17 protein-coding genes are annotated in these 22,626 nt (G+C 46.9%); 7 read left to right on the top strand and 10 right to left on the bottom strand.

Annotated features, from left to right (window positions below):
* Positions 1-35 precede the first annotated feature (35 nt).
* The gene (gene rho / locus ACU37H_RS11035) at positions 36-1,733 is read right to left on the bottom strand and encodes a transcription termination factor Rho (protein ID WP_472701454.1); all 1,698 of its coding nucleotides are present in this window, start codon (positions 1,731-1,733) and stop codon (positions 36-38) included.
* A gap of 553 nt (positions 1,734-2,286) precedes the next feature.
* On the opposite strand from rho, the gene nudK reads away from it, so the two are divergent.
* The 3 genes from nudK to asnS all read left to right on the top strand — a co-directional run bounded on the left by nudK (position 2,287) and on the right by asnS (position 4,821).
* The gene (gene nudK, locus ACU37H_RS11030) at positions 2,287-2,865 is read left to right on the top strand and encodes a GDP-mannose pyrophosphatase NudK (protein ID WP_472701455.1); all 579 of its coding nucleotides are present in this window, start codon (positions 2,287-2,289) and stop codon (positions 2,863-2,865) included.
* A gap of 18 nt (positions 2,866-2,883) precedes the next feature.
* Positions 2,884-3,246 carry a hypothetical protein gene (locus ACU37H_RS11025; RefSeq protein ID WP_472701456.1) on the top strand — a complete coding sequence of 121 codons (363 nt, stop codon included), beginning with the start codon at positions 2,884-2,886 and terminating at the stop codon, positions 3,244-3,246.
* Positions 3,247-3,381: 135 nt separating this feature from the next.
* The gene (gene asnS, locus ACU37H_RS11020; protein WP_472701457.1) at positions 3,382-4,821 is read left to right on the top strand and encodes an asparagine--tRNA ligase; all 1,440 of its coding nucleotides are present in this window, start codon (positions 3,382-3,384) and stop codon (positions 4,819-4,821) included.
* A 29-nt stretch (positions 4,822-4,850) separates the two neighbouring features.
* Here the strand turns inward: asnS and ACU37H_RS11015 are convergent, their stop codons facing one another.
* On the bottom strand, positions 4,851-5,735 hold the full coding sequence (locus tag ACU37H_RS11015; protein ID WP_472701458.1) for a dienelactone hydrolase family protein: 885 nt from the start codon (positions 5,733-5,735) through the stop codon (positions 4,851-4,853).
* Positions 5,736-5,838: 103 nt separating this feature from the next.
* On the opposite strand from ACU37H_RS11015, the gene ACU37H_RS11010 reads away from it, so the two are divergent.
* The 3 genes from ACU37H_RS11010 to ACU37H_RS11000 are packed head-to-tail and all read left to right on the top strand — an operon-like array spanning position 5,839 to position 10,369.
* Positions 5,839-7,773 carry a heparinase II/III domain-containing protein gene (locus tag ACU37H_RS11010; protein ID WP_472701459.1) on the top strand — a complete coding sequence of 645 codons (1,935 nt, stop codon included), beginning with the start codon at positions 5,839-5,841 and terminating at the stop codon, positions 7,771-7,773.
* A gap of 39 nt (positions 7,774-7,812) precedes the next feature.
* Positions 7,813-9,072, top strand: coding sequence for a glycoside hydrolase family 88 protein (locus ACU37H_RS11005; RefSeq protein WP_472701460.1), 1,260 nt, complete (start codon positions 7,813-7,815; stop codon positions 9,070-9,072).
* Between the two features lie 37 nt (positions 9,073-9,109).
* Positions 9,110-10,369, top strand: a complete 1,260-nt coding sequence (locus ACU37H_RS11000; RefSeq protein ID WP_472701461.1) for a DUF2264 domain-containing protein — start codon at positions 9,110-9,112, stop codon at positions 10,367-10,369.
* Positions 10,370-10,500: 131 nt separating this feature from the next.
* Here ACU37H_RS11000 and ACU37H_RS10995 read toward each other — a convergent pair whose 3' ends face one another.
* The 6 genes from ACU37H_RS10995 to msrB all read right to left on the bottom strand — a co-directional run bounded on the left by ACU37H_RS10995 (position 10,501) and on the right by msrB (position 20,640).
* Entirely contained in the window at positions 10,501-12,747 is a 2,247-nt protein-coding gene (locus tag ACU37H_RS10995; RefSeq protein ID WP_472701462.1) for an alpha-L-fucosidase, read from the bottom strand.
* A 132-nt stretch (positions 12,748-12,879) separates the two neighbouring features.
* On the bottom strand, positions 12,880-15,831 hold the full coding sequence (locus tag ACU37H_RS10990) for a glycoside hydrolase family 2 TIM barrel-domain containing protein (RefSeq protein WP_472701463.1): 2,952 nt from the start codon (positions 15,829-15,831) through the stop codon (positions 12,880-12,882).
* 449 nt (positions 15,832-16,280) lie between these two features.
* Positions 16,281-17,804, bottom strand: coding sequence for a lysine--tRNA ligase (gene lysS, locus ACU37H_RS10985; protein WP_472701464.1), 1,524 nt, complete (start codon positions 17,802-17,804; stop codon positions 16,281-16,283).
* A 227-nt stretch (positions 17,805-18,031) separates the two neighbouring features.
* The gene (locus tag ACU37H_RS10980) at positions 18,032-18,547 is read right to left on the bottom strand and encodes a zinc metalloprotease (protein ID WP_472701465.1); all 516 of its coding nucleotides are present in this window, start codon (positions 18,545-18,547) and stop codon (positions 18,032-18,034) included.
* Positions 18,548-18,692: 145 nt separating this feature from the next.
* On the bottom strand, positions 18,693-20,018 hold the full coding sequence (locus tag ACU37H_RS10975; RefSeq protein WP_472701466.1) for a Gfo/Idh/MocA family protein: 1,326 nt from the start codon (positions 20,016-20,018) through the stop codon (positions 18,693-18,695).
* 154 nt (positions 20,019-20,172) lie between these two features.
* Positions 20,173-20,640, bottom strand: coding sequence for a peptide-methionine (R)-S-oxide reductase MsrB (gene msrB / locus ACU37H_RS10970; protein WP_472701467.1), 468 nt, complete (start codon positions 20,638-20,640; stop codon positions 20,173-20,175).
* 249 nt (positions 20,641-20,889) lie between these two features.
* On the opposite strand from msrB, the gene ACU37H_RS10965 reads away from it, so the two are divergent.
* Positions 20,890-21,474 carry an adenylate kinase gene (locus ACU37H_RS10965; protein WP_472701468.1) on the top strand — a complete coding sequence of 195 codons (585 nt, stop codon included), beginning with the start codon at positions 20,890-20,892 and terminating at the stop codon, positions 21,472-21,474.
* A gap of 72 nt (positions 21,475-21,546) precedes the next feature.
* Here ACU37H_RS10965 and ACU37H_RS10960 read toward each other — a convergent pair whose 3' ends face one another.
* Positions 21,547-21,981 (bottom strand): viral A-type inclusion protein, encoded by a 435-nt coding sequence (locus ACU37H_RS10960; protein WP_472701469.1) that lies wholly within the window; start codon positions 21,979-21,981, stop codon positions 21,547-21,549.
* 159 nt (positions 21,982-22,140) lie between these two features.
* Positions 22,141-22,626, bottom strand: a complete 486-nt coding sequence (locus ACU37H_RS10955; protein ID WP_472701470.1) for a GNAT family N-acetyltransferase — start codon at positions 22,624-22,626, stop codon at positions 22,141-22,143.

Genomic DNA, 22,626 nt, shown 5'->3' with positions numbered 1-22,626 from the left:
AAGGTACCGGGCTTTTAATTATAAAGTTGTTATAATTAAGAGTTCATACTCGCCAGAAACTCTTCATTGCTCTTGGTTCCTTTCATGCGCTTCAGCAATTCATTCATTGCTTCCTCTGTCTTCATGTCTGCAAGGTATACACGTAATAAATTCATTCTTTGCAACACTTCCTTGTCTAACAGCAGGTCGTCACGTCGTGTGGATGAAGCCGTAAGATCGATCGCAGGATAGATCCTTTTGTTGGAAAGCCTTCTGTCCAGCTGCAGCTCCATGTTACCGGTTCCTTTGAATTCCTCGAAGATCACCTCATCCATTTTCGATCCGGTATCGATCAGCGCTGTTGCTAAGATGGTCAGAGATCCGCCGTTTTCAATTTTACGGGCAGCCCCGAAGAACTGCTTGGGCTTCTGCATAGCATTGGCTTCCACACCACCACTCAGTACTTTACCTGATGCCGGAGAAACGGTATTATGGGCCCGGGCTAAACGCGTGATTGAATCTAACAGGATCACCACGTCGTGTCCGCACTCTACCAGTCTTTTTGCTTTCTGCAACGCTACAGTAGACACTTTTACGTGCTTTTCAGCAGGCTCATCAAAAGTAGAAGCGATCACTTCTGCTTTTACACTGCGCTCCATATCGGTCACCTCTTCAGGTCTCTCATCTACCAGCACGACCATCAGGTAGCACTCAGGATGATTTTCGGCAATAGCATTGGCTACTGCTTTTAACAACATGGTCTTACCGGTTTTCGGCTGCGCAACAATCAGGCCACGCTGTCCTTTACCAATGGGGGTGAACAGGTCGATGATCCGCGTAGAAAGATCTGAAGGCCTGGTAAACAGGTTGAGCTTTTCGTAAGGGAACAACGGAGTCAGGTAATCGAATGGTACACGGTCGCGTACCTCATCCGGGCTCTTACCATTAATCGTGTCCACTTTCAATAAAGCGAAATATTTTTCACCTTCACGGGGCGGACGCACGGCACCATGTACGGTATCGCCGGTTTTTAATCCAAATAGTTTTATCTGCGAAGGAGATACATATACATCGTCCGGGCTGGACAGGTAGTTGTAATCAGAAGATCTTAAAAATCCGTAACCGTCGGGCATCATTTCCAGCACACCTTCGCTCAGGATCACACCGTCAAACTCCACATTGAATGCTGTTTCTTTTTCCTTTTTAGGATTGAAAGATTTAACAATGGGCTCTTCAATGATAGGAATCGGATTGATATATTTTTCAGTAGCCTTAAATGCTTGTTCAATGAAAGATGCAGTGGCAGGGTCCAGGCCGAAGTCGCCGTCCTCCTCAGCTTCTGTTGCTACTTCTTTTGCTTTTTTCGCGCCTTTATCTTCTTTCAGCACCACTTCTTCCTCTTCTTCCGGCTCTTTTGCTTCTTTTTTGGCAGGAGCCTTCTTCTTCTTAGCTGCGGCTTTGGCTTTTTTAGCCGGTGCTTTGGCTTTCTTCTCTTCTTTAACGTCGTCTTCGTCTCCATCGTCTTCCACAAAAGCTTCTTCCGTTCCTGTGGAGGTGGTTGTTTTTACAATGCGTTTTCTTTTTGGTTTAGCATCGGTAGCAACGTTTTTCGATCCGGCAATGGCTTGATTGTCTAAAATTTGGTAAACGAGAGATTGTTTGTCTAATTTTTTGGCGTCGGGTATGTTCAACTGCTCGGCAATGTCCAACAGTTCCGGAACGAGCATGTCGTTCAATTGTAAAATATCATACATAAGGGTAAACTTATATTAATCAAATACTGGCTTTAGCATGCTGATTAACAAAAAATAAATTGAAAATTGTTTTTGGGTGAATCTTTATTGAAATGAAAATCAATAATTAGCAGAGATGATCACAAGCCTTGGGTCATTTCCTGATGCGAAAATAGTGTGTTTTGATTAAATTTAAAAAAATCATTTCGATGTGGATAAGTTTTTAGAAAGATTTAACGCGAGGGTTGCAGGTCGGCGACAGCCGGGCAGGCAGATCGTCAGAATGAACTGGTAATATGCAGTGGGGCCAGCATCAGAGCGAAACAACTTGGATGAACCGGTTGAGAAACCTTTTCCACATTTAGAAGATGTAGATGGTGGCAGAAGCATTGCTTTAATTGATTTCATCGCGTATAAAGATGAATATTTTCTGGAAGAAATTTGTTGGTGAAATGCAAATCCCAACCATAATAAAAGCTTTCATTTGATTGAAAAGTACGATTTTTAAATTTCTAAAACACCAGATCCCGACTGACTGCGACTAAAGAAACTGTCAATCAAAATACCGTATATTATGATCAACAACATTACAATTTTAGACACCGAAATTCTTTCGGATAACTGGTACGTCCTCCGAAAAATTACATACGAGTATTCAAAAAAAGACGGCACCCGGCTTACACAGAGCAGAGAAGCTTACGACAGAGGTAACGGCGCGACGATACTGCTTTACAACAAACAACAAAAAACAGTAATTCTTACCCGGCAGTTTCGCCTTCCAACTTTTGTTAATGGTAATGAATCGGGAATGTTGATTGAGACCTGTGCCGGGTTGCTGGATAAAGATAACCCGGAAGATTGTATCAGACGAGAAACCGAGGAAGAAACGGGCTATATGATTACCGATGTCCGGAAAATTTTTGAAGCCTATATGTCACCCGGCTCGGTGACAGAGATCTTATATTTTTTCATTGCAGAGTATTCCAAAGAAATGAAAGTCGGCGATGGAGGCGGCGCAGAGCATGAAGAAGAAAACATTGAGGTGTTAGAGCTTGATATTGATCAGGCAATGACTATGATTGAAAACGGAGAGATAAAGGATGGTAAAACAATCATGCTTCTTCAATACATAAGACTAAAAGATATTTTATAACCCAACAATTAAAAACTTATGATGATTCTTATTGCTGGACCATATCGGGGCGGGACTAACGACGATCCGGCGCTGATAAAGAAAAATCTGGACAAGCTTGAATCAGTTGCACTACCGCTGTTTCGTAAAGGTCATATTCCTATGATTGGGGAATGGGTTGCGTTGCCTCTGATGCAGTTGGCGGGCTTCCAAAAAATAGGCGACGATATATGGGACGAAATTCAATATCCTGTTGCCCACAGACTTCTGGAAAAATGTGACGCTGTGCTTCGTCTCGAGGGAGCATCCAAGGGTGCCGACGAAGATGTGAGAATTGCCAAAACGCTGGGGCTGAAAATTTTTTACAGTTTGGACGAAATCCCGGACCTGACGGATGATTAAGCAATATTTTTTTTATTACCAGAATCAGGATTGATGCCTCCCTTCGATCCGGGTTTTCGCTCAGAACTTTCCGTCCGCCAAACGATTCGGCATCCACTAATAAAAAGTTATCTTTGCCGCCCAAAATAATAGAGCATGTTTAACAAGCGGATCAAGATCAAAGAATTGCTGGCGCAGGACGCGCAGGAGCAGGAAGTAACGGTAATGGGTTGGGTACGCACGTTTCGTAACAACCAGTTCATCGCCCTCAACGATGGCAGCACCAATACCAACCTGCAGATCGTTGCAGAACTGGGCAAGTTTGATGAAGCGCTTTTGAAAAGGATCACCACTTCTGCGTCTCTGAAGGTGACCGGCACTGTCGTTCCCTCCCTCGGAAAAGGGCAGAAAATGGAAATAAAAGCCCATGCTATCGAGATCCTGGGAGATAGCGATCCGGAAGCCTATCCGCTTCAACCTAAAAAGCATTCGCTCGAATTTTTAAGAGAAAAGGCGCATTTGCGTTTTCGTACCAATACATTCGGTTCTGTATTTCGGGTGCGCCATGCACTCGCGTTCGCTGTTCATCAGTTCTTTAATGAAAAAGGATTTGTGTACCTCCACACGCCCATCATCACTGCCAGCGACGCGGAAGGTGCGGGGGAAATGTTCCGGGTAACAACCTTGCCTTTTGAGAATACCCCTAAAAATGAAGATGGCTCCATTAACTTTAAAGAAGATTTTTTCGGAAGATCGACCAATCTGACCGTTAGTGGTCAATTGGAAGGCGAATTGGGCGCGACGGCCTTCGGAGAGATCTATACTTTCGGACCCACTTTCCGGGCGGAAAACAGCAACACCGCACGCCACCTGGCCGAGTTCTGGATGATCGAACCAGAGATGGCTTTTTATGACCTGGAGGACAATGCGAACCTGGCGGAAGAGTTTATAAAATATATTATCCGGTATGTGCTGGAACACAACCGGGAAGACCTCGACTTCCTGGCCAGCCGTTTAGCAGACGAAGAAAAACAATTGCCGCAGGATAAACGCAGTGAAATGGGACTGATTGAAAAGCTGGAATTTGTCGTGAATAACGAGTTCCAAAGGCTGACGTATACCGAAGCGATCGACATACTGGCCAACAGCAATCATAACAAGAAAAAGAAATTTCAATACCCGATCACGGGCTGGGGAATGGACCTGCAGAGCGAGCATGAACGATACCTGGTAGAAAAGCATTTCAAAAAGCCGGTGATCCTGACTGACTATCCCGCAGGTATCAAGTCCTTTTACATGCGTCTGAACGACGACGGGAAAACCGTAGCTGCTATGGATATCCTGGCGCCGGGCATCGGCGAAATTGTCGGTGGTTCGCAAAGAGAAGAGCGCCTCGATGTGTTGCTGGAAAAAATGAAAGCCATGAACATTCCTGAGGAAGAAATGTGGTGGTATGTGGACACACGCCGCTTTGGAACGGTACCGCACGCAGGCTTCGGTTTAGGTTTTGAGAGAATGATCCAGTTTGTAACCGGCATGAGCAATATCCGCGATGTCATCGCATTTCCGCGGACGCCCAAGAGCGCGGAATTTTAGTCCATGGTCCATGGTCGATCGACCATGGGCTAACCCAAATGCTCTTTAAAAAAATCAATGGCCCTTTTCCACGCCAGTTCCGCAGCGGCTTTGTCATAGCGCGGCGTGGTATCATTATGAAAACCATGATTGGCTTGGGGATACAGGTACATGGTGTATTTTTTATGATGCTCCTTCAACGCCGCCTCATAAGCCGGCCATCCTTCGTTGACGCGCGTATCCAGCTCGGCATAATGGATCAGCAAAGGCGCTTTTATTTTAACAACATCTTCTTTAGCTGGTTGTCCGCCATAAAAAGGCACGGCTGCCTGCAGCGTGGGAATACGCACAGCCATCATATTGGCGATCCATCCGCCAAAACAAAAACCGACCACACCTACTTTCCCGTTGCAGCTTTTGTCCTCCTTTAAATGGTCATACGCGGCGATAAAATCTTCCAGCATTTCATTACGATCCCGCTTTGCCTGCAATTCGCGGCCCGCATCGTCGGTACCGGGATAGCCGCCCAAGGGCGATAATGCGTCCGGTGCGAGTGACACAAAACCAGCAAGCGCCGCCCGCCGCGCCACATCTTCGATATGCGGATTTAAGCCCCGGTTCTCGTGCACCACAACGATGCCGCCCAGCTTCAATTTGTTATCTGCCGGCTCGCAGCGAAGCGCCTTTATCACCTTGCCTCCTTTGGGTGACGGATACTCAATATAAGTCGATTGAACGCGCGGATCATCAGCGGGCACCTGGACGCCACCTTTATAATCAGGCATTAAAAAACTCATCAGCGAGGAAACGGTCAAACCGCCCACGGCATACAGCGAAAGGCGCTGCACGAAATCCCGGCGGGGAATGCGATTATGGGCATAATCATCATAGAGGTCAAAAACTTCCTGGCTGATATCTTCTTTTTTGATGGACATGGGCGTTGTTTTTAAGCGTTCCTAAAATTAGTCAAACGTTTGAGAAGGACCAACTCCCCTTTTTTAGGACTTAATTGTATACCTTAACCACAAATTCTTGCTTATGACAAAAAGGTGCTCGCGCTATGTTACGGCTTTTCTCCTTTTCGTTTTATCCTGCGCTTGCGGCTTCGCGGCCGTTCCAAGAAACCTGCTGCAGCAAGAGGGCAATGAGGCCTTTGTCAAAAGCGTCTTGGTTTCTAAAGCAACGTGGATACCGTATCCTGATTACACAGACCGGAAGGGCTGGTCAGATTTCCTAAGCGCGGACCAGGCGCGGTATGTTAAGAACGGGGAATCCTATTTAAATTATAAATGGCAGCTGATCACTGCTACTGACTACCTGGAATATGCGCGAAGCGGATCGCGGGTGATCATGGAGACGCCTTACAATCAAAACCTGACCGCTATTGCCAGTCTCTTCTTTGCAGAAATGGCGGAAGGGAAGGGCCGCTTCATGGATCAACTGATCAATGGCCTATACGGAGCCTGTGAGATGACGACCTGGTCCTTGTCGGCGCACCTGAGCCTGCAAAAGAATAACAAAGGATTCCCTGATGCCAACCAGCAGATCATTGATCTTGTGGCGGGCGATGTGGGCTCCATGTTCTCCTGGATCTATTACTTCCTGCATGCCGAATTTGATAAGATAAATCCCATGATCGCGCCACGCATCAGGCAGGAACTGGAACGTCGCATCCTGGAGCCTTATATGCAGCGCAATGATTTTTGGTGGATGGGGTTCGAGCTAAGACCATCGCAGATCGTCAACAACTGGAACCCCTGGTGCAATAGCAACGCGTTACAGACCTTTGCATTACTTGAAGAAGATCAGGACCAGCTGGCAAAGGCAGTTTACAAATCAATGCGCTCGGTAGATCAATTCATCAATTACAACAAAGAAGACGGCGCCTGCGAAGAAGGACCGTCCTACTGGGGCCATGCCGCCGGGAAAATGTACGACTATCTGCAGCTCCTGAGCGATATCACCGGCGGCAAGATTTCCATTTTTGATCAACCCATCATCAGGCACATGGGCGAGTATATCGCCAATAGCTACGTGGGAAACGGCTGGGTAGTGAACTTCGCCGACGCTTCGGCTAAAGGGGGTGGAGATGCGGGCCTCATCTATCGTTACGGGAAGGCCGTGAAAAGCGGAAAGATGCAGCGTTTCGCGGCCTATCTCACTCAACAGGAAGAAGGGCCTGCGCCGCTGGCGTTGAGCCGCGACTTCTTCCGCTCTTTGCAGGAAATCAGCTTTGACAAAGAGTTGCGAATGACAACGCCCTCGCTTCCGGCTGAAGCTTACACCTGGTATCCGCAGACAGAATTTTGCTATATGCGGAACGATCATTTCTTTTTTGCTGCGAAAGGAGGTTTTAACAATGAAAGCCACAACCATAATGACGTGGGCACTTTCTCTTTGTATGTAGACACCATACCATTTTTCGTCGATGCGGGCGTGGGCACTTATACCCGCCAGACCTTCAGTAACGAACGATACAGCATCTGGACCATGCAAAGCGATTATCACAACCTTCCGCAGATCAATGGTCAGCAGCAGTCTTACGGTGCCGCTTATAAAGCGTCCGATGTCATGTCCGACGAAAAGAAAAAAATATTCCGCCTGAATATCGCCGGTGCTTACAACAAGGCCGCGGCCGTAAAAAGCTGGCAACGCTCGTATCAATTATCGGGAAAGGAACTGCACATCACAGACGCTTTTGAGTTAACCGCATTGAAAGATGCATCGAGAGTTCATTTTCTCACCTGGGCTGAGCCAGAAAAGGCAGGTAGCGGCACGCTACATTTAGAAAAAGATCATACAAAAATTTCTTTACTTTATGATCCCAACATCTTCGATGCTATCGTTGAAACAGTGCCACAGGACGACCCGCGGTTGTCCCATGTTTGGGGAGCGGCATTGTATCGCGTGGTGCTGGTCGTGAAAAAGCCGGTGAAAAAAGGCACTTATCGCTACACCATCCGAAAAGATTGAGAACGTCGACGCTATCTATTCTGAATTAAATAAAAGCTAATGAATCTGAAAAAATTAACGGTTGCCTTATTGGGAACGACCTGCTTTTTTACTGTGGCTCAAGGCCAGACCGAGCAGGCATTTGTCAACGACAATCTTTCCTTTGCCGTGAAGCAATTAGACCATGTATTGCATAAAGAAGATATTCCCGACCTGAAATTTCCGCGCACTATTAACAAGGCAGGGGAGATGACTTCTACCTCGATGTACGACTGGACGCCGGGCTTCTTTCCGGGGAGTTTATGGTATGGGTATGAATTTAACAAAGATCAAAAGCTGAAAGATGCTGCGACACAATGGACTGAAAAGCTGGCGCCGCTGCAGACATTTACCGGTCATCACGACCTGGGCTTTATGATGTATTGCAGCTACGGCAACGCTTATCGCCTGACGCAAAACCCCGCCTACAAGCAGATCCTCATTAATTCAGCAAAGGCATTGAGCACGCGGTTCAACTCCCGGGTGGGCTGCATTAAATCATGGAACAGTTTCAAGTCGTTTCATGGCGATAAAACTTATTCCTTCCCGGTTATCATTGATAATATGATGAACCTCGAGATGTTGTTCTTTGCTTCCAAAGTTTCGGGAGATCCGTCCTTTAAAAACATCGCAGTGGCCCACGCCCTGACGACGATGAAAAATCATTTCAGGCCCGACTTCAGCTCGTATCATGTGGTGTGCTACGATACCATCTCGGGAAAAGTGTTGGCGCGTGAAACGGCGCAAGGCTATGCCGACAACTCTACCTGGGCACGTGGACAAGCCTGGGCGATCTATGGTTTTACGATGACCTACCGCGAAACGCGCGACCCCCGTTTCCTGAAAACGGCGAAGGGGCTGGCTAAACATTTCATCCATCATAAAAATCTTCCGTCAGACCAGATCCCGGTGTGGGATTTCAACGCGTGGAAAGAAGGGTATACTCCCGCTAAAAACTCTAACGCATTGCATGTACCCGTGCTTTACCGGGATGCCTCGTCGGCAGCGATCACCGCTTCCGCTTTGCTCGAACTGAGCACCTATTCTTCCGGGGAAGAAGCGGCCTCTTATAAAAGAGCGGCCGTGCAAATGTTACACAGCCTCGGAAGTCCCGCATACCGGGCAAAGGCCGGGGAGAACGGGGGCTTCATCCTCATGCACAGCGTAGGGTCTATTCCACACAACAATGAGATCGACGTACCGCTGGTCTATGCAGACTATTATTTTATCGAAGCGCTGTTAAGGTACCAACGCCTGTTACAAGGCCAACCGCTTTTTTGACATCACGATTATGATCACCAGAACTATACTAATAACAATGAAAAAGTTTTTACTACACACAGTTTTTCTTCCGCTATTTCTTGTAATGACCGGTGCGGTATCGGCCCAAAAGCCCGCTGTATCAGGGTCTCTGGACAGAGCCTTTTGGGTAGAAACATTGGATAAGATAGCATGGCCGGTTGTCGGCAACCTGGCCAAAGGCCATTTGAAAAAGAACATGCCGCTGGAACTGGCGCCGCACTATGCGCTTAAGGCAACAAAAGTAACCTACCTCGAAGCGGTTGGACGCACCCTTGCAGGGTTGGCGCCCTGGCTGGCCCTGCCGGACGACAACACAAAGGAAGGCGCCTTGCGAAAAAAATATAAACAGGCAATCGTGAAAGGATTGGCATATGCTGCAGATCCTCAAAGCGCCGATTACATCAGCTTTCGCGAAGAAGCGCAGCCTATTGTTGATGCGGCGTTCCTGGCACATGCCTTTCTGCGCGCACCAAAGGCCTTGTGGGAGCCATTGGACGACAAGACAAAACAACGGTTGATTACTGAATTTAAATCTTTGCGGAACCGAAGCGGGGCTTATAACAACTGGTTACTATTTGCAGCCATGTCAGAAGCCTTTCTTCGCTCGGTTGGTGAGGAGTTTGATCCAGCACGTATTGACTTTGCCATCAATAAATTGAATGAATGGTACGTAGGCGATGGCTGGTTTAGCGACGGCGATGCCTTCAGTATGGATTACTATAATTCGTTTGTCATTCATCCCATGCTGGTCGATCTGTTAGCTTCGGTAAGTAGCAAGGTTACTACCGCGCACAAGCAAAAGAATTATAATGTGGCCCGCGCTTATGAAAGCGCCGTTCAACGCATGGCGCGCTATTCAGAGTTCCTGGAGAGGAGCATATCGCCGGAGGGCACCTATCCTGTCTTTGGCCGGTCGATCACCTATCGCACCGCAGTGTTCCAGGCCCTGGCGCAAACAGCATTGATGAAAAAGCTGCCTGAACACATCCTGCCCTCGCAGGTGCGGAGCGCGTTGACCCAGGTATATCACAATATGTATGAGGGCAACCAGAATTTTGATCCGAAAGGATGGCTGGTGCTGGGGTTCAACGGTCACCAACCAGCCATAGCAGATTATTATACCTCTACAGGAAGTTTGTATATGGCGACCCTTTCTTTCCTGCCCTTAGGCCTTCCTGAAACGGACGCTTTCTGGTCGGCGCCAGCGGCAGACTGGACCAGCAAAAAAGCATGGAACGGTGAGCCTGTCATTAAGGATTATAAAGTCAATTATTAATTCAGATAGAATTCATAAAAAAAGCAGGAGTGAGCGCTCCTGCTTTTTTATTATTGAGATATTAAATTATAACCAGATAGATCGTATCAATGCGCAATAGTAAACGAAAGGCGCTCACGGTTCCCCTGCATTTATTGCTCGAAGAAATCCAGCTCGGCTACTGACATCGAGTTGCCGCCGCCTGCAATGACCTTTGATTCAATTTTTACATACCGCGCAGCAACAGGCGCGCTGAAACGATGAGACCGTTTGGTAGGATCATTGATCAGGTTGCCAAATTCGAAATCAGCAACTGGTTGCCAGGTTTGTCCGTCGTTGCTGACATACACGGCCCCTTTTTCCATCATGCCTTTGCCATTGGATGTTTGAGGTGTGTACGCCAACCCGGTCAATGTATAATTGCTGCCCAAATCCAGGGTAATAAACTGGTTGCTGCCTGTCGTGTCACTTGCCCAGAATGTGGCATCGTCAGCATCAAACGCAAGTCCTGCTTTGTTTTTGTCTGACTCGCTGCTAACGCCAACGAGCTTCCAGCCCGCTTTGGGAATACCGATAGTTGCCGAAGTCACACTGCCTTTGCCGGACCTGGTGAAAGCAACCGCTTTTACCTCGCCCTTCTTCATCTCGAAAGGCTGCGTATAAACCGGCGCGTTTTCAGTGGGCTCGCTGCCGTCCGTTGTATAATGAATAGTGATGCCTGAGTTCAGATGAGCTGCAATACTTTTATCGCCGGACTTCCAGTAATGCCAGCTGAAGCCGTCAGGCTTGATGCCGATAGACACCAATCCGTTGACATCAGAACTTACCTGCAATTGCGGCGGCCTGGTTTGATAATAGAAGGCAGCCACTGTGGCAATAGCCGGGTTGAAACGCACCTGCGTAAAACGAATCCGGAACTGGTTGGAAGTCACTTCCGGAAAACGCAGTATTCTTTTAGACCCGATATTGGTGGCCGCTGCTATTTCTTTCCACGCCCCGTCGATCCACGCATCAACAGCATGCTGTTCCACTCTTTCCGAATGCGTGCTGATGGCTTCCTGCAGCATGATGCGATTGATCGTAACCGGGGACGGCGTGGATATAACCAGCGTGCCGCCATCTTTTCCCAGCAACGTATAGCTTTTGGCGTTATCATCTAACACTTTTTGCTCGCCTTTTGCGTTTCTGAAAAGATTCTTACCATAGGTTTCTTTGATCCGCTTTCCGGCTTCTAACAGTGCGTTCACGTCTCTGTCAGAAAACCGTCCTTCCCTGTTGGGAGGAATATTCAAAAGAAAAATAGAATTGCCGCCCACGCTTCTTTCGTAGATATCAAAGATATCGTCGGCGCTGCGTACGCTTTGTTCTGTATCATTCCGATAAAACCATCCGGCTCTTACAGAAGTATTGGTTTCTGCCGGTTGATAGTGAATGAACTTTGCCTTCAATAGATCTTCCCTGCCGCCAAGCGACTTCTTCGTCATGTCGGGAAAGTAGTTCGCGGTGTCAGGATTGAAAGGATACGCAATGGTGTTCCACTCTGTATCCCTTGTGGCTCCTGCTTCGTTTCCGCCCCAGCGGATATCATTCTTTCCAAAAATAACCGCCTTCGGCGCAAGCGTCCTGATGAGCTTTTTCCAGGCCAGGTAGTTGTACTTCTGTCCGCCCTTAGTTTTGGGATGAGCACCATCGAACCAAACTTCACTGATCTCTCCATACTCGGTAAGCAATTCAAACAGTTGATTTAAAAAATACTCATTGTAATCATCCACTTTGAATTGAAAGGTCGTCTTGTTGGCGAATGGTCTGCCCGGCACCTTACGTGGAATCGTTCTTTCAGAATATTTACTGAGGTTGCCATAAAGCCCGTCCGGACTTTCTATTTGAAAAAGGTCGGCAGGCGACAGATAGATGCCCAGCTTCAGGCCATATTTTTTACAAGAAGCGGCAAGCTCTTTCACTATATCACCTTTTCCGTCTTTGAAGCCGGTGCTCATGATGCCATGTTTGGTGTAGCGGCTTTGCCATAAAACAAATCCATCGTGATGTTTGGCAGTGATGATCACCATCTTCATTCCCGCGTCTTTCATGACGCGGCACCATTGGTCGGTGTCCAGGGTTTTGAGGTCAAAAACAGCGGGGTCTTCCATGCCGCTTCCCCATTCTTTTGCAGTGAAAGTATTAGGTCCAAAATGTACGAAAGCAATGTATTCATTCTTCAACGCTTCGTACTGGTTGGGCGTGGGAACGACATGGGCGGCTTTGATTATGATCTGTTCTCTCGAATCGGCAGGCAGTATCGGATACGTGTTCTTAGGCGTTAATGGTCCTTTTATCTGAGCTTGCGCAGCGCAAGCAATGGCAAGACCACATAATACCGGAGTAATTTTTTTAAACATAGCAAAGTTTCATTTTCAATCAATAAAAATAAGTAATGTCAGGCAGTGCGCCTACATTTTAAGGCTGAAGTGTCAAGTGTGCATCAGGCATCTGATCTATTCATTCCATATGATTCAAAAGCATGATGGCACTTAATAAACGATTAAGCGAGCAGTGCCGCCTGTCTGCTTGGCCGGGAAGATATTCTTCTGAAAATTACCCCATTCCAGATCCGGGTAATCCAGTATGCCAATAATATTCAGGTGGATGGTATCTTGTTCCTTGTCCAGCCTGCAGGATATCTTTCCATCGCCTGACACTTCAATCCGCTTTTGGTCATCAGCTAGTAAAGCATATTGAAAAACATGCTCCTTCGATGCTTTGGCCACCTGGGTCAATTGATCGCCGGTTTCATCAGCTGTTCCCTCATAATAAAATGATTGGGTATCAAAACCCCAGTCCTTTTCCGGCGCGGCCCTGTGTTTTTTTAATGAAGATGGATAAAGCTTTGCGGTACCACTGTTAGCTGAAATATGATTTTCGGGGTACGTGCTCCAGTAGCCTTCCCGCTCCCATTGAATGGCGTCATATTCATCCTGAAGCCTGAATTGTACACCCACTTCGTTAATATACTCTTTAGGTATATTGGCGTATTGATACGCTACAGCGATTTGCCCGTTGTTTTCAATAGCTATTTCATAATGGATATCGATATCGCCAGTTTTCCCTTTCACTATAATCACTGCTTTTCCGCCTTCGGTTTTATACGACACCTCCTTTGCCTGGTAGTCGCTCCCATAAAAGTTCATCTTGTAAATCAAATAACCCACGCTTTTGCCACGGGTATATATAACCGGGAACGGCCCGGTCATGCTCGTTGTTTGACGCCCGCTCTGCACACTGAGAAACTGGCCTTTCGTTTTGTCGAAAGTGTATTTCCTGCCGGAAGTTGTGATGAGCAAAAGGCCCGGCTGTTCCTTTATAACAGGTGCGGCAGCGCTTTGAGTTGTCTTTGTTCGGGCCGGCGGGTTGGAAGCGCGGGCCTGATAGATATCGATCAGGTTTTTGTTCTTGTCATAAAAAGACAGCGTGTTCCATCCTTTTGGAACTTTGATTTTTCCCGTCGTTCCCGGTTTTACATCCGATAAGGGAAGAACCCTTTGCCCGTCGCCAACAGAACATACCATTTTTATTTCCGTCAAATTGGTGTGGTGGTATCTGTTCACCACAGGCAACATAATTGTTCCATCACCATTGTCTTCAGCACCTGATAGCTGCAGCTTCACCGGCGAATAAGCTTTTTTAACGCTCCAGAATTCCGGCTTTTTTCTTCGCCACACGTCAACGAAACCCCAGTCTCCATAACCCACAGTGTGCCCTTTATAAGGCAGCACAGTATTATCCTTCTGATATCCCCACCATTCGTTAAAGCCTTTGAGGGTGTCAGGCAACATGAAAGATTCATCTATCATTCCCCAGATAGCACCGCCCAGTCCTCCGCCTGAGCGATAGGTGTTGGCCCACATGCTGTCGAGCCCCACGCCCCAGTATTCGCGGATATTGGGATCTTTCACAATGGTGGGACTGGCATAGCAGGCTACATGCGCCCATTCGTCTAACAACACCGGCCAGTCTGGATGTTCAAATCCCTTTATTTCAAAGCCCCGCTGGCTCAGTGTTCCCTTATAAGAAGGGTAATGCATACTCAATAGATCATAGGGTTTGGAAACGTTGTCTGGAACAGGGCCGGGCCAGCTAAACATGACGGGGCGCGTAGGATCTTCTGCTTTGATCCATTGATAACAGTGGCCAATATTCCTTCCATATTCACTTTCATTGCCCAAAGACCAGATAATAACGGAAGGGTGGTTTCGGTGAGTGCCGACCATTTCCTTAAGCTGAGACAAGAACCGGTCTTTATAAGCAGCGTTATCCTGCAAATCTTTGTATTTGCCATAACCTTCCATCCTGTGTTTGTTGACAAAGCAAACCGCCGATTCCTCTTCAACGTAAATGCCATACTCATCACATAGTTTTAAAAAGTTTTCTGAAGGCGGGTAGTGCGTCGTCCTGATGAAATTCATATTGGCCTCTTTTGCCAGCTGAACGTCTTTCAGCTCATATTCAGGAGTGGACACACGTCCCAGCAGCGGATGCATATCATGCCGGCAGGCACCGCGAAGCTTCACCGGGGTTCCGTTGACAAGCAGCTTATTTTTTTCAATCTTTATTTCGCGGAACCCGATTTTTTTGATTTGATACCACACCAGCTTATTACCTTCTATTAAAGAGATCTTTAACTGATATAAATGGGGGTGCTCGGCATCCCATTTCTCAGGATTTAAAATTTTATTGGTCACTGAAAATGCGGACGTGTTTTTTAAAATGGCCGATCCCTGCTGCAAAGGAACGACATGGCCCTGCTCATCTTTAAGTTCGAGCTGAACCCGCAATGTCTTCGAAGGCTTTAACAAATTACCGGATACGGATAAATCCGCATGTTGATAATCCGCGTCAAAATCTGTGTTGATCACCACTTCTGCTAATGGGTTGTCGGGCAGAGCCAGCAATGTAACGTTTCTTAAGATGCCGCCGATAGGATGTTTGGCATAGCCGCTTGCATAAGAAATATCGTCGTAGCGGTCTGTCACTTCCAGCAAGATGACGGCGGTTTCTCCCGGCTGAACGGCCTTTGTGATGTCTGCATCCCATCTGGTGAAGCCGCCATGATGATCCCTGATATATTGCCCGTTCACCCACAGGCGGGCATAACTATATACGCCGTCAAATTGCAGATAGACCTTCTTTTCGCGGTAATCAGCGGGAATGCGGACCTGTTTTTTATACAGAACGGGCTCGTCATTTTTTATGGGGAACCCCTGCATCATCAGTTCGCCGGGGACTTGCACCTCGCTCCAGGAGAGGTTTTCATGCGTTTTCCAGAATGCGCCTTCAGGCTGTAAACAGATCTGCCATTGTCCATTGAGTAAGACTTCCGGATCTTTGACGTCTTGCAGAAAAACTTCTCCGGGTTTAACAATTTCCTTGTTAGTAAAAGAACTGAGGGTCAAAAAGGCAAGTAGTAATCTGATAAAATTTCTCATTCAATGCAGTATTTTATTTTAAAACTTTTCCGGAAGGCCGATGCGCCATCGCCCGCAGTTGTTATGAGCGATGAATTCCTTCTTTTTTGTGCTTTTATATTCGTATGGATAGCTGCAGCCTCCGGGTGAAAGCGCATTTAGCAAGCTGCGAGATGTGTGAGGTTGACTATTCGCAGTGCTTTCAGATAATTTAACGCCTGTGAAGCTTTTTGGCAACCATCTCATATTATGCCGCAATATAATGCTTCCATAAATTCTTCAGGGATGGTTTTTCAGCGTCTGCAGTAGTTTATTTAAATAGTTTCAACTAAAAGGCGCAGAGACAATGACTTGTTCTCTGAGCCCTTTATAAATTTTTATAGCTCCTGAAGGTGGCTGCTTGCAACACCACAGGCTTATTGAGGTAGTGATAATAGTTTGCTGTAATCTGCTACTTAGCGATCAGCGGCTTAATCCATTTTCTCTGGCCGCATCTGCGGGAAGAGTAAAACGTCCTGGATCGAAGCTTTGTTAGTCAGTAACATACAAAGCCGGTCAATACCGAAGCCAATGCCCGATGTGGGCGGCATGCCGTATTCCAGCGCGCGAAGAAAATCATAATCGATGAACATGGCTTCTTCGTCGCCCCGCTCTAAAAGCTTGGCCTGCTCTTCAAAACGTTCCCGCTGCTCGATCGGATCGTTAAGCTCGCTGTACGCATTGGCAATTTCCTTTCCGTTGATCATCAGCTCAAAACGCTCTACCAGACCGGGTTTGCTGCGGTGCTTCTTGGTAAGCGGGCTCATCTCTACCGGATAATCGATGATGAAAGTAGGTTGTATGTAATGATGCTCACATTTTTCACCAAAGATCTCATCCACCAGCTTCCCTTTGCCCATGGTTTTATCTACATGGATGCCTAACTCTTTACATACATTTTTCAGCCCTTCTTCGTCCATTCCACTTACATCGAAACCGGTATGTTCTTTAATCGCGTCGTAGATAGAAACCCTCGCAAATGGCGCTTTGAAAGAGATCGTTTTATCGCCCACCGGCACCTCCGTTTCCCCACATACATCCCGCGCTGCCTTTTCCAAAAGCTGCTCGGTCGTTTCCATCATCCAGAAATAATCTTTATACGCCGTATAAAACTCCAGGATGGTAAACTCCGGGTTGTGCGTGCGGTCCATCCCTTCGTTTCTGAAGTTGCGCGCAAACTCGTACACCCAGTCAAACCCACCTACGATCAGGCGTTTGAGATAAAGCTCATTCGCAATACGCAAATAGAACGGTACATCCAGGGCATTGTGATGCGTAATAAAAGGTCGTGCTGCCGCGCCGCCGGGGATAGATTGCAACACCGGCGTATCGACTTCCAATGCGCCGCGTTCGTTCAAAAACTCGCGGATAGAATTGATCAATTTCGTTCTTTTAACGAATGTTTCTTTTACCGATGGATTGATCACCAGGTCGGCATAGCGTTGGCGATACTTAAATTCGGGATCCGTTACTTCATCAAACACATTGCCTTCCTCATCTCGTTTCACTACCGGCAATGGTTTCAGCGATTTGGATAATAAGGTCAGGGTTTGGGTATGTAAAGAGGTTTCGCCGGTCTTGGTGATAAACACGTAACCGGTCGCGCCGATAAAATCCCCCAGGTCCAGTCCGTTCTTTACCACGTTGTCCCAAAAGCTTTTATCTTCATCCGGGCACAGCTCATCCCGCTTCACATATAATTGAAAAATGCCCTGTTTGTCCTGTATCTTGATAAAGAAGACCTTGCCCTTGTCGTTAATGCTCATGATGCGGCCGGCCACACAGACGTCGGCAAACTGCTCTTTGTTCTCTTCAGAATAATGACTTTTGATATCGGCCGAATAATGCGATACCGGATACAACGCCGCGGGATAGGGATCCACACCCGCATCTTTTATTTTTTGTAATTTCTCTCTTCTTATTTGTTCCTGCTCTGATAGATGTTGTACGCTCATTAATTCAATTTTTCAAAAATGAGCTGCAAAGATAACCGGGATTGCGGATTTATGGTTTTCAGATTTTGGGGTTCACTCAAACCCAAGTACGCTCGTTTCCTGTTAACAGCGGGAATTCGCTATCCCACATTGCTTTATTATTAAAGAACCAACGTCGTTTTGATCTTTATCCGACAAGAGTCATAATTGCCTGATCAAGGTGGGTTGTGACCCCTCATATGCGGTGATCAGTCTTTTTCAAGTACTGTTTCTGCATCTTTCCATATTTTTTCTTTCATCAACCGGTTAATCGCCGGTATATGCGGGTCCTTTTCAGCCTGCTTCGCGGCCTCGATGCGTTGTTTCAGGTTTTTCAATACTTGTCTTAGCGGCCCTTTATCACCAGCTTCTGCGCGGAGGACCGCCTGCTCCAGCGAATATTTAAAAGCTTCGTATTCGTTTTGCACCGCATTCTCAAAGTTCCGCTTTTTTACAGTTCCTTTCATTTTTGCGGCATGTAGCACGTGGCCATATTCGTGCAATACCACAATGATCAGCCGGTCTTCAGGATATGCCGGGCGTGGCTGAGTGAAATAAGCTTCGTTCAACTGAATCTGCCCTTTGGCGGCGCGGCCTGGGCCTTTCATGGATGTGAAGAACGCGATTTCCGTGCCTTCCTTTTCTATTTTCTTCAGCTCTTTCCACAACTTCGGGTAATTCTTTTGAATATACGCATTCACCCGGCTGTCGTTAGCGCGTTCCAAATGTGGATGTTACGCTTCCGCAGTGATATAAAAGAATAGCAGGCCTGATAATAAGAACAATAAACTTCGCGACATAGAAATTGTTTTGGTTTGAAAAAGCATCACATATCAGTTATCCCGCTACGCAGGGTGAAACGATCTCTTATTATATTTTGGGCAAACTATAACCGTTATGATAAGGCGCCATCAGGTATTCTTTATTCAACTGGCCATCAGTAAATTTCGCGGCCGCTTTGTCCCATACTACTTTTTCGCCGCTCCGGTAAGCAATATTACCCATCTGACAGACGGTGGCGATATGAGCGCCGGTCTGGATAGGACAGTTCAGATCGCTCATCTTCCGGGAGCGCATCACATCTACAAAGTTTTGGGTATGCGCATCCAGCCCGTTTTCAGAAGGGGCTTTCCGCGCAACGCTCACTTTCCTCTCGCTTCTCTTTTCCTCGATCACTTCCCATCCTCCTCTGTCCAGCTCTAACGTCGCATTGTTGCCTATAAATGCAATACCATGATCCTTTCCAAAGTTACCATTATCGATACCCATAGCATGGTCCCAGATAAGATTGAAGTTGTCAAATTCATACAGTGCCGCTAAGGTGTCGGGCGTTTCCTGGTAAAGATCAGGATAGGCAAATTTGCCCCCAAGCGCAGAGACCGTTTTAGGCACGGGAGCATTCATACCGAAGATCGCATAATCCATCAGGTGCACCCCCCAGTCGGTCATTAAGCCACCGGCATAGTCCCAGAACCAGCGAAAAGTGAAATGAAAGCGGCTGCTGTTGAAGGCCCTGGTTTTGGCCGGCCCCAGCCACATTTTATAATCCACTCCGGCAGGCGGCGCGCTATCGGGCGCCACAGGTCCGGGTTTCATCCATCCCTGGTAACACCATACTTTTACCGTTCTGATATTTCCAAGCTGGCCGCTGTGCACAAAGTCGATCGCATCCCGGAAATGCTGTTGACTGCGCTGCCACTGCCCGGCCTGCACCACTTTGTTGTATTTTTCCTGGGCCGCTACCATGGCCCGGCACTCCATGATAGAATTCCCCACCGGCTTCTCTACATAAACGTCTTTTCCCGCCTGGACCGCATGGATCATGATCAGGGCATGCCAGTGATCCGGCGTTCCGATGATGACGGCGTCCACATCTTTATTGTCGAGCAGTCCCCTGTAATCTTTATAGGTCTTGATCTTAGAAGTGTCAATATTCTTTTGCTTCAGCTCGGCTATGCGCTTGTCCAGCACATTTTGATCCACATCACAAAGAGCGGTCAGTCTTACGCCCGGAATTTTCAGTATGGATAGGGTGTTGGACCAACCCATGCCATTGATCCCAATGGCACCGACATGGATTTCTTCATTCGCTCCCGTGATAACTTTTGAAAAGTTCTTTGTATTGAAAGATTGAAGCGCAAAGCCGCCAAGCGCCAGTGCTGATGAACTGGCAAGAAATCGTCTCCTTGATTGCATAGCTGGTAATTTGTTTACATCAAATATACTAAAACAAACCAAATGCAATCGGTTACAAAAAACGGAATCAGGGCGAATCGCCATTCCCGATCACCGGGGTCGGGGCTGATGTAAAAAAGAGTAGCGCCGCATTGTTGCGGCGCTACTCCTGTGTTTATTTTTTGTCCTCGTTGTACTTTTTTTCTGCTTCTTTCGCTTTTTCGAAATCAAGCACCACGCCATTGATGCAATAGCGCAGCCCGGTGGGAGGGGGGCCGTCGTTGAATACGTGGCCAAGATGTGATTGGCAACGGCCACATTGAACTTCCGTTCTCACCATGCCATGGCTTTTGTCCTCCAGGTAGATGATACTGCTCTTGCTGATCGGCTCATAAAAGCTGGGCCATCCGCAGCCGCTGTCAAACTTGGTGTCGCTTTTAAATAGCGGATTTCCGCAAACAGCGCAATAATAAGTTCCGATTTCCTTGAACTTTTCATACTTACTTGTCCATGGGCGTTCGGTACCTTTCTGACGGGCGATGTAATACACTTCTTCGGGCAATATTTTTTGCCAGTCTTCATTACTAAGCTTTACATCCGATGTATCCGTCCGGGAATAAACGGGGTTTTTTTCTTTATCCATGTGAGTCGAGTCTTTTTTGCCGGGTGATGTTGTTTGGGATTGACATTGCTGAAATAAACAACAAATACTAAACCATATTAAAAGGGAATACTTCATAGCTACTATTTAAAACAATTACGGTCAGCAAAAGGTTGATACCTCTGTTCTACTGAGGGGATTTTCACCTTTTTCAATAAAATATACGTAAAAAACCAAAATTCAGCGCTGGTATTATATATTTGTTGATATACATCAAACCGATTTACGTAAATGTTTAATTTAGTTTTATTTGGCCCTCCCGGTAGCGGAAAGGGCACACAGGCTACTAATCTTATTGAAAAATATAAGTTAGTACACCTTTCTACGGGCGATCTGCTCAGAAGCGAGATTGCCGGTAAAACACCGCTTGGATTGGAAGCTAAAAAGATCATGGATGCCGGACAATTGGTTCCGGATGAAGTGGTGATCGGCATCATCGACAATTGCCTCGAAAAAAACGGAGACGCGAACGGCTTCTTATTTGACGGTTTTCCCCGCACGATCAACCAGGCAAAGGCGCTTGACAAACTATTGGAACTTAAAAAGACCCGGATCGACCTGGTACTGGCGCTCCAGGTAAATGAAGAAGAACTGGTTAGAAGGCTGTTGGAAAGAGGCAAGACCTCTGGCCGGTCAGACGATACCAGCGAGGAAGTGATCCGCAAGCGATTCCAGGTGTATACCAGTGATACAGAGCCGGTAGCTCAACACTACAAGGAAGACGATAAATTCAAGGCCATCCCTGGCGAAGGCTCTATCGACGAGATCTTCGAAAGGCTGACCGGTGCTATTGATGAATACAATAGCAGTAAGTAATACGATCGACCCAAAGACATTCATAGAAAAAGCCGGTAGTACCGGCTTTTTTGTTGTCAATACATTTCCGGTCTATTGTTTTAATACAGAATCTGCTTTTTCAATGCTGGAGAGGACGACTTCCTTCATTTCGTTGACGGACTGCAGCTGCATTTTCAGGTATTCGGTCCGGGCTGGTTCGTTTCCTTTCAATGAGTCATAGCGGAACCCTTCCATCCACTCTTGCATGGTCACATCAGCATAACTCAGGTTTTTGATGGTGCTGTCTAACACAGTGATGCGCGCTGCATGCCGGGCCGGTGATTGCTTTTTCAAAGAATCCAGTTCCGCCTGCGCTTCTCTCTGAAGTCGCTCCAGCTTCATCATCTTTGGCATGGCAACATCATGTCCTTCCAGCACTTGTTTAAGCAGGCTGTCTGACAAAGACGGCGCCGGCTCCGCATTTTCTGAACTGTTGTTACACGCTAAAAATAGAGCGGACAAAAGGAGAAAACAAATAAAACGCATAGTTTAAATTTTTGCAAAAGTACGAAAGATACAGGAGCCGGTCGATCGGGCCCTCTGGTGTAATGGCTGCCATTTGGATAGCTAAGCTCCGGCTCCGATAAAAGGGTTTTGCCGTCTCTGTCGCCCCAGGCTTTGCTTACTGCCATCTACTTTGGGTTGCTACGCTAACTTATAAATAAATTCTACAATGATCTCTTGTCTTGCATTTGCAAAGCCTTTATCTGATCCGATTGGGGTAAAGCCACATTTTTCCAGCACTTTCTGCGATCCGATATTGTCAAATGCAGCCCGTGCAAACAACGGCCTCGCCGTTTCTATATCAAGGAATTTTTTTAATGCTTTGGTGGCAATGCCCCGTCCCCAGTATTTTTTGTCTATCCAATAGGTGATTTCGGTTTGACCCTCCAACACGAATTTGGCAATGCTTCCCACAATTACCGCATCCGTTAAAATGGTCTGGTTATTTATGGTGGGATCGCTCAGCAGCTTTGTATATTTTGTTATGTATGCGGCCTTATCTGTCGGATCTTTCGGCGTGAACGCCGCCAGGTGAATAGCGTCTTTGTCTGTTTGAAATTGAAAAAGCACCTCGAGGTCGGCTATCCCGGTTCTTCTCAGTTGTACATCAGTGGCGGCTTGTGGCAT

It is taken from the genome of Niabella sp. ZPM-14, assembly GCF_055693045.2.
This window is presented reverse-complemented; position numbering and strand designations above follow the sequence as displayed.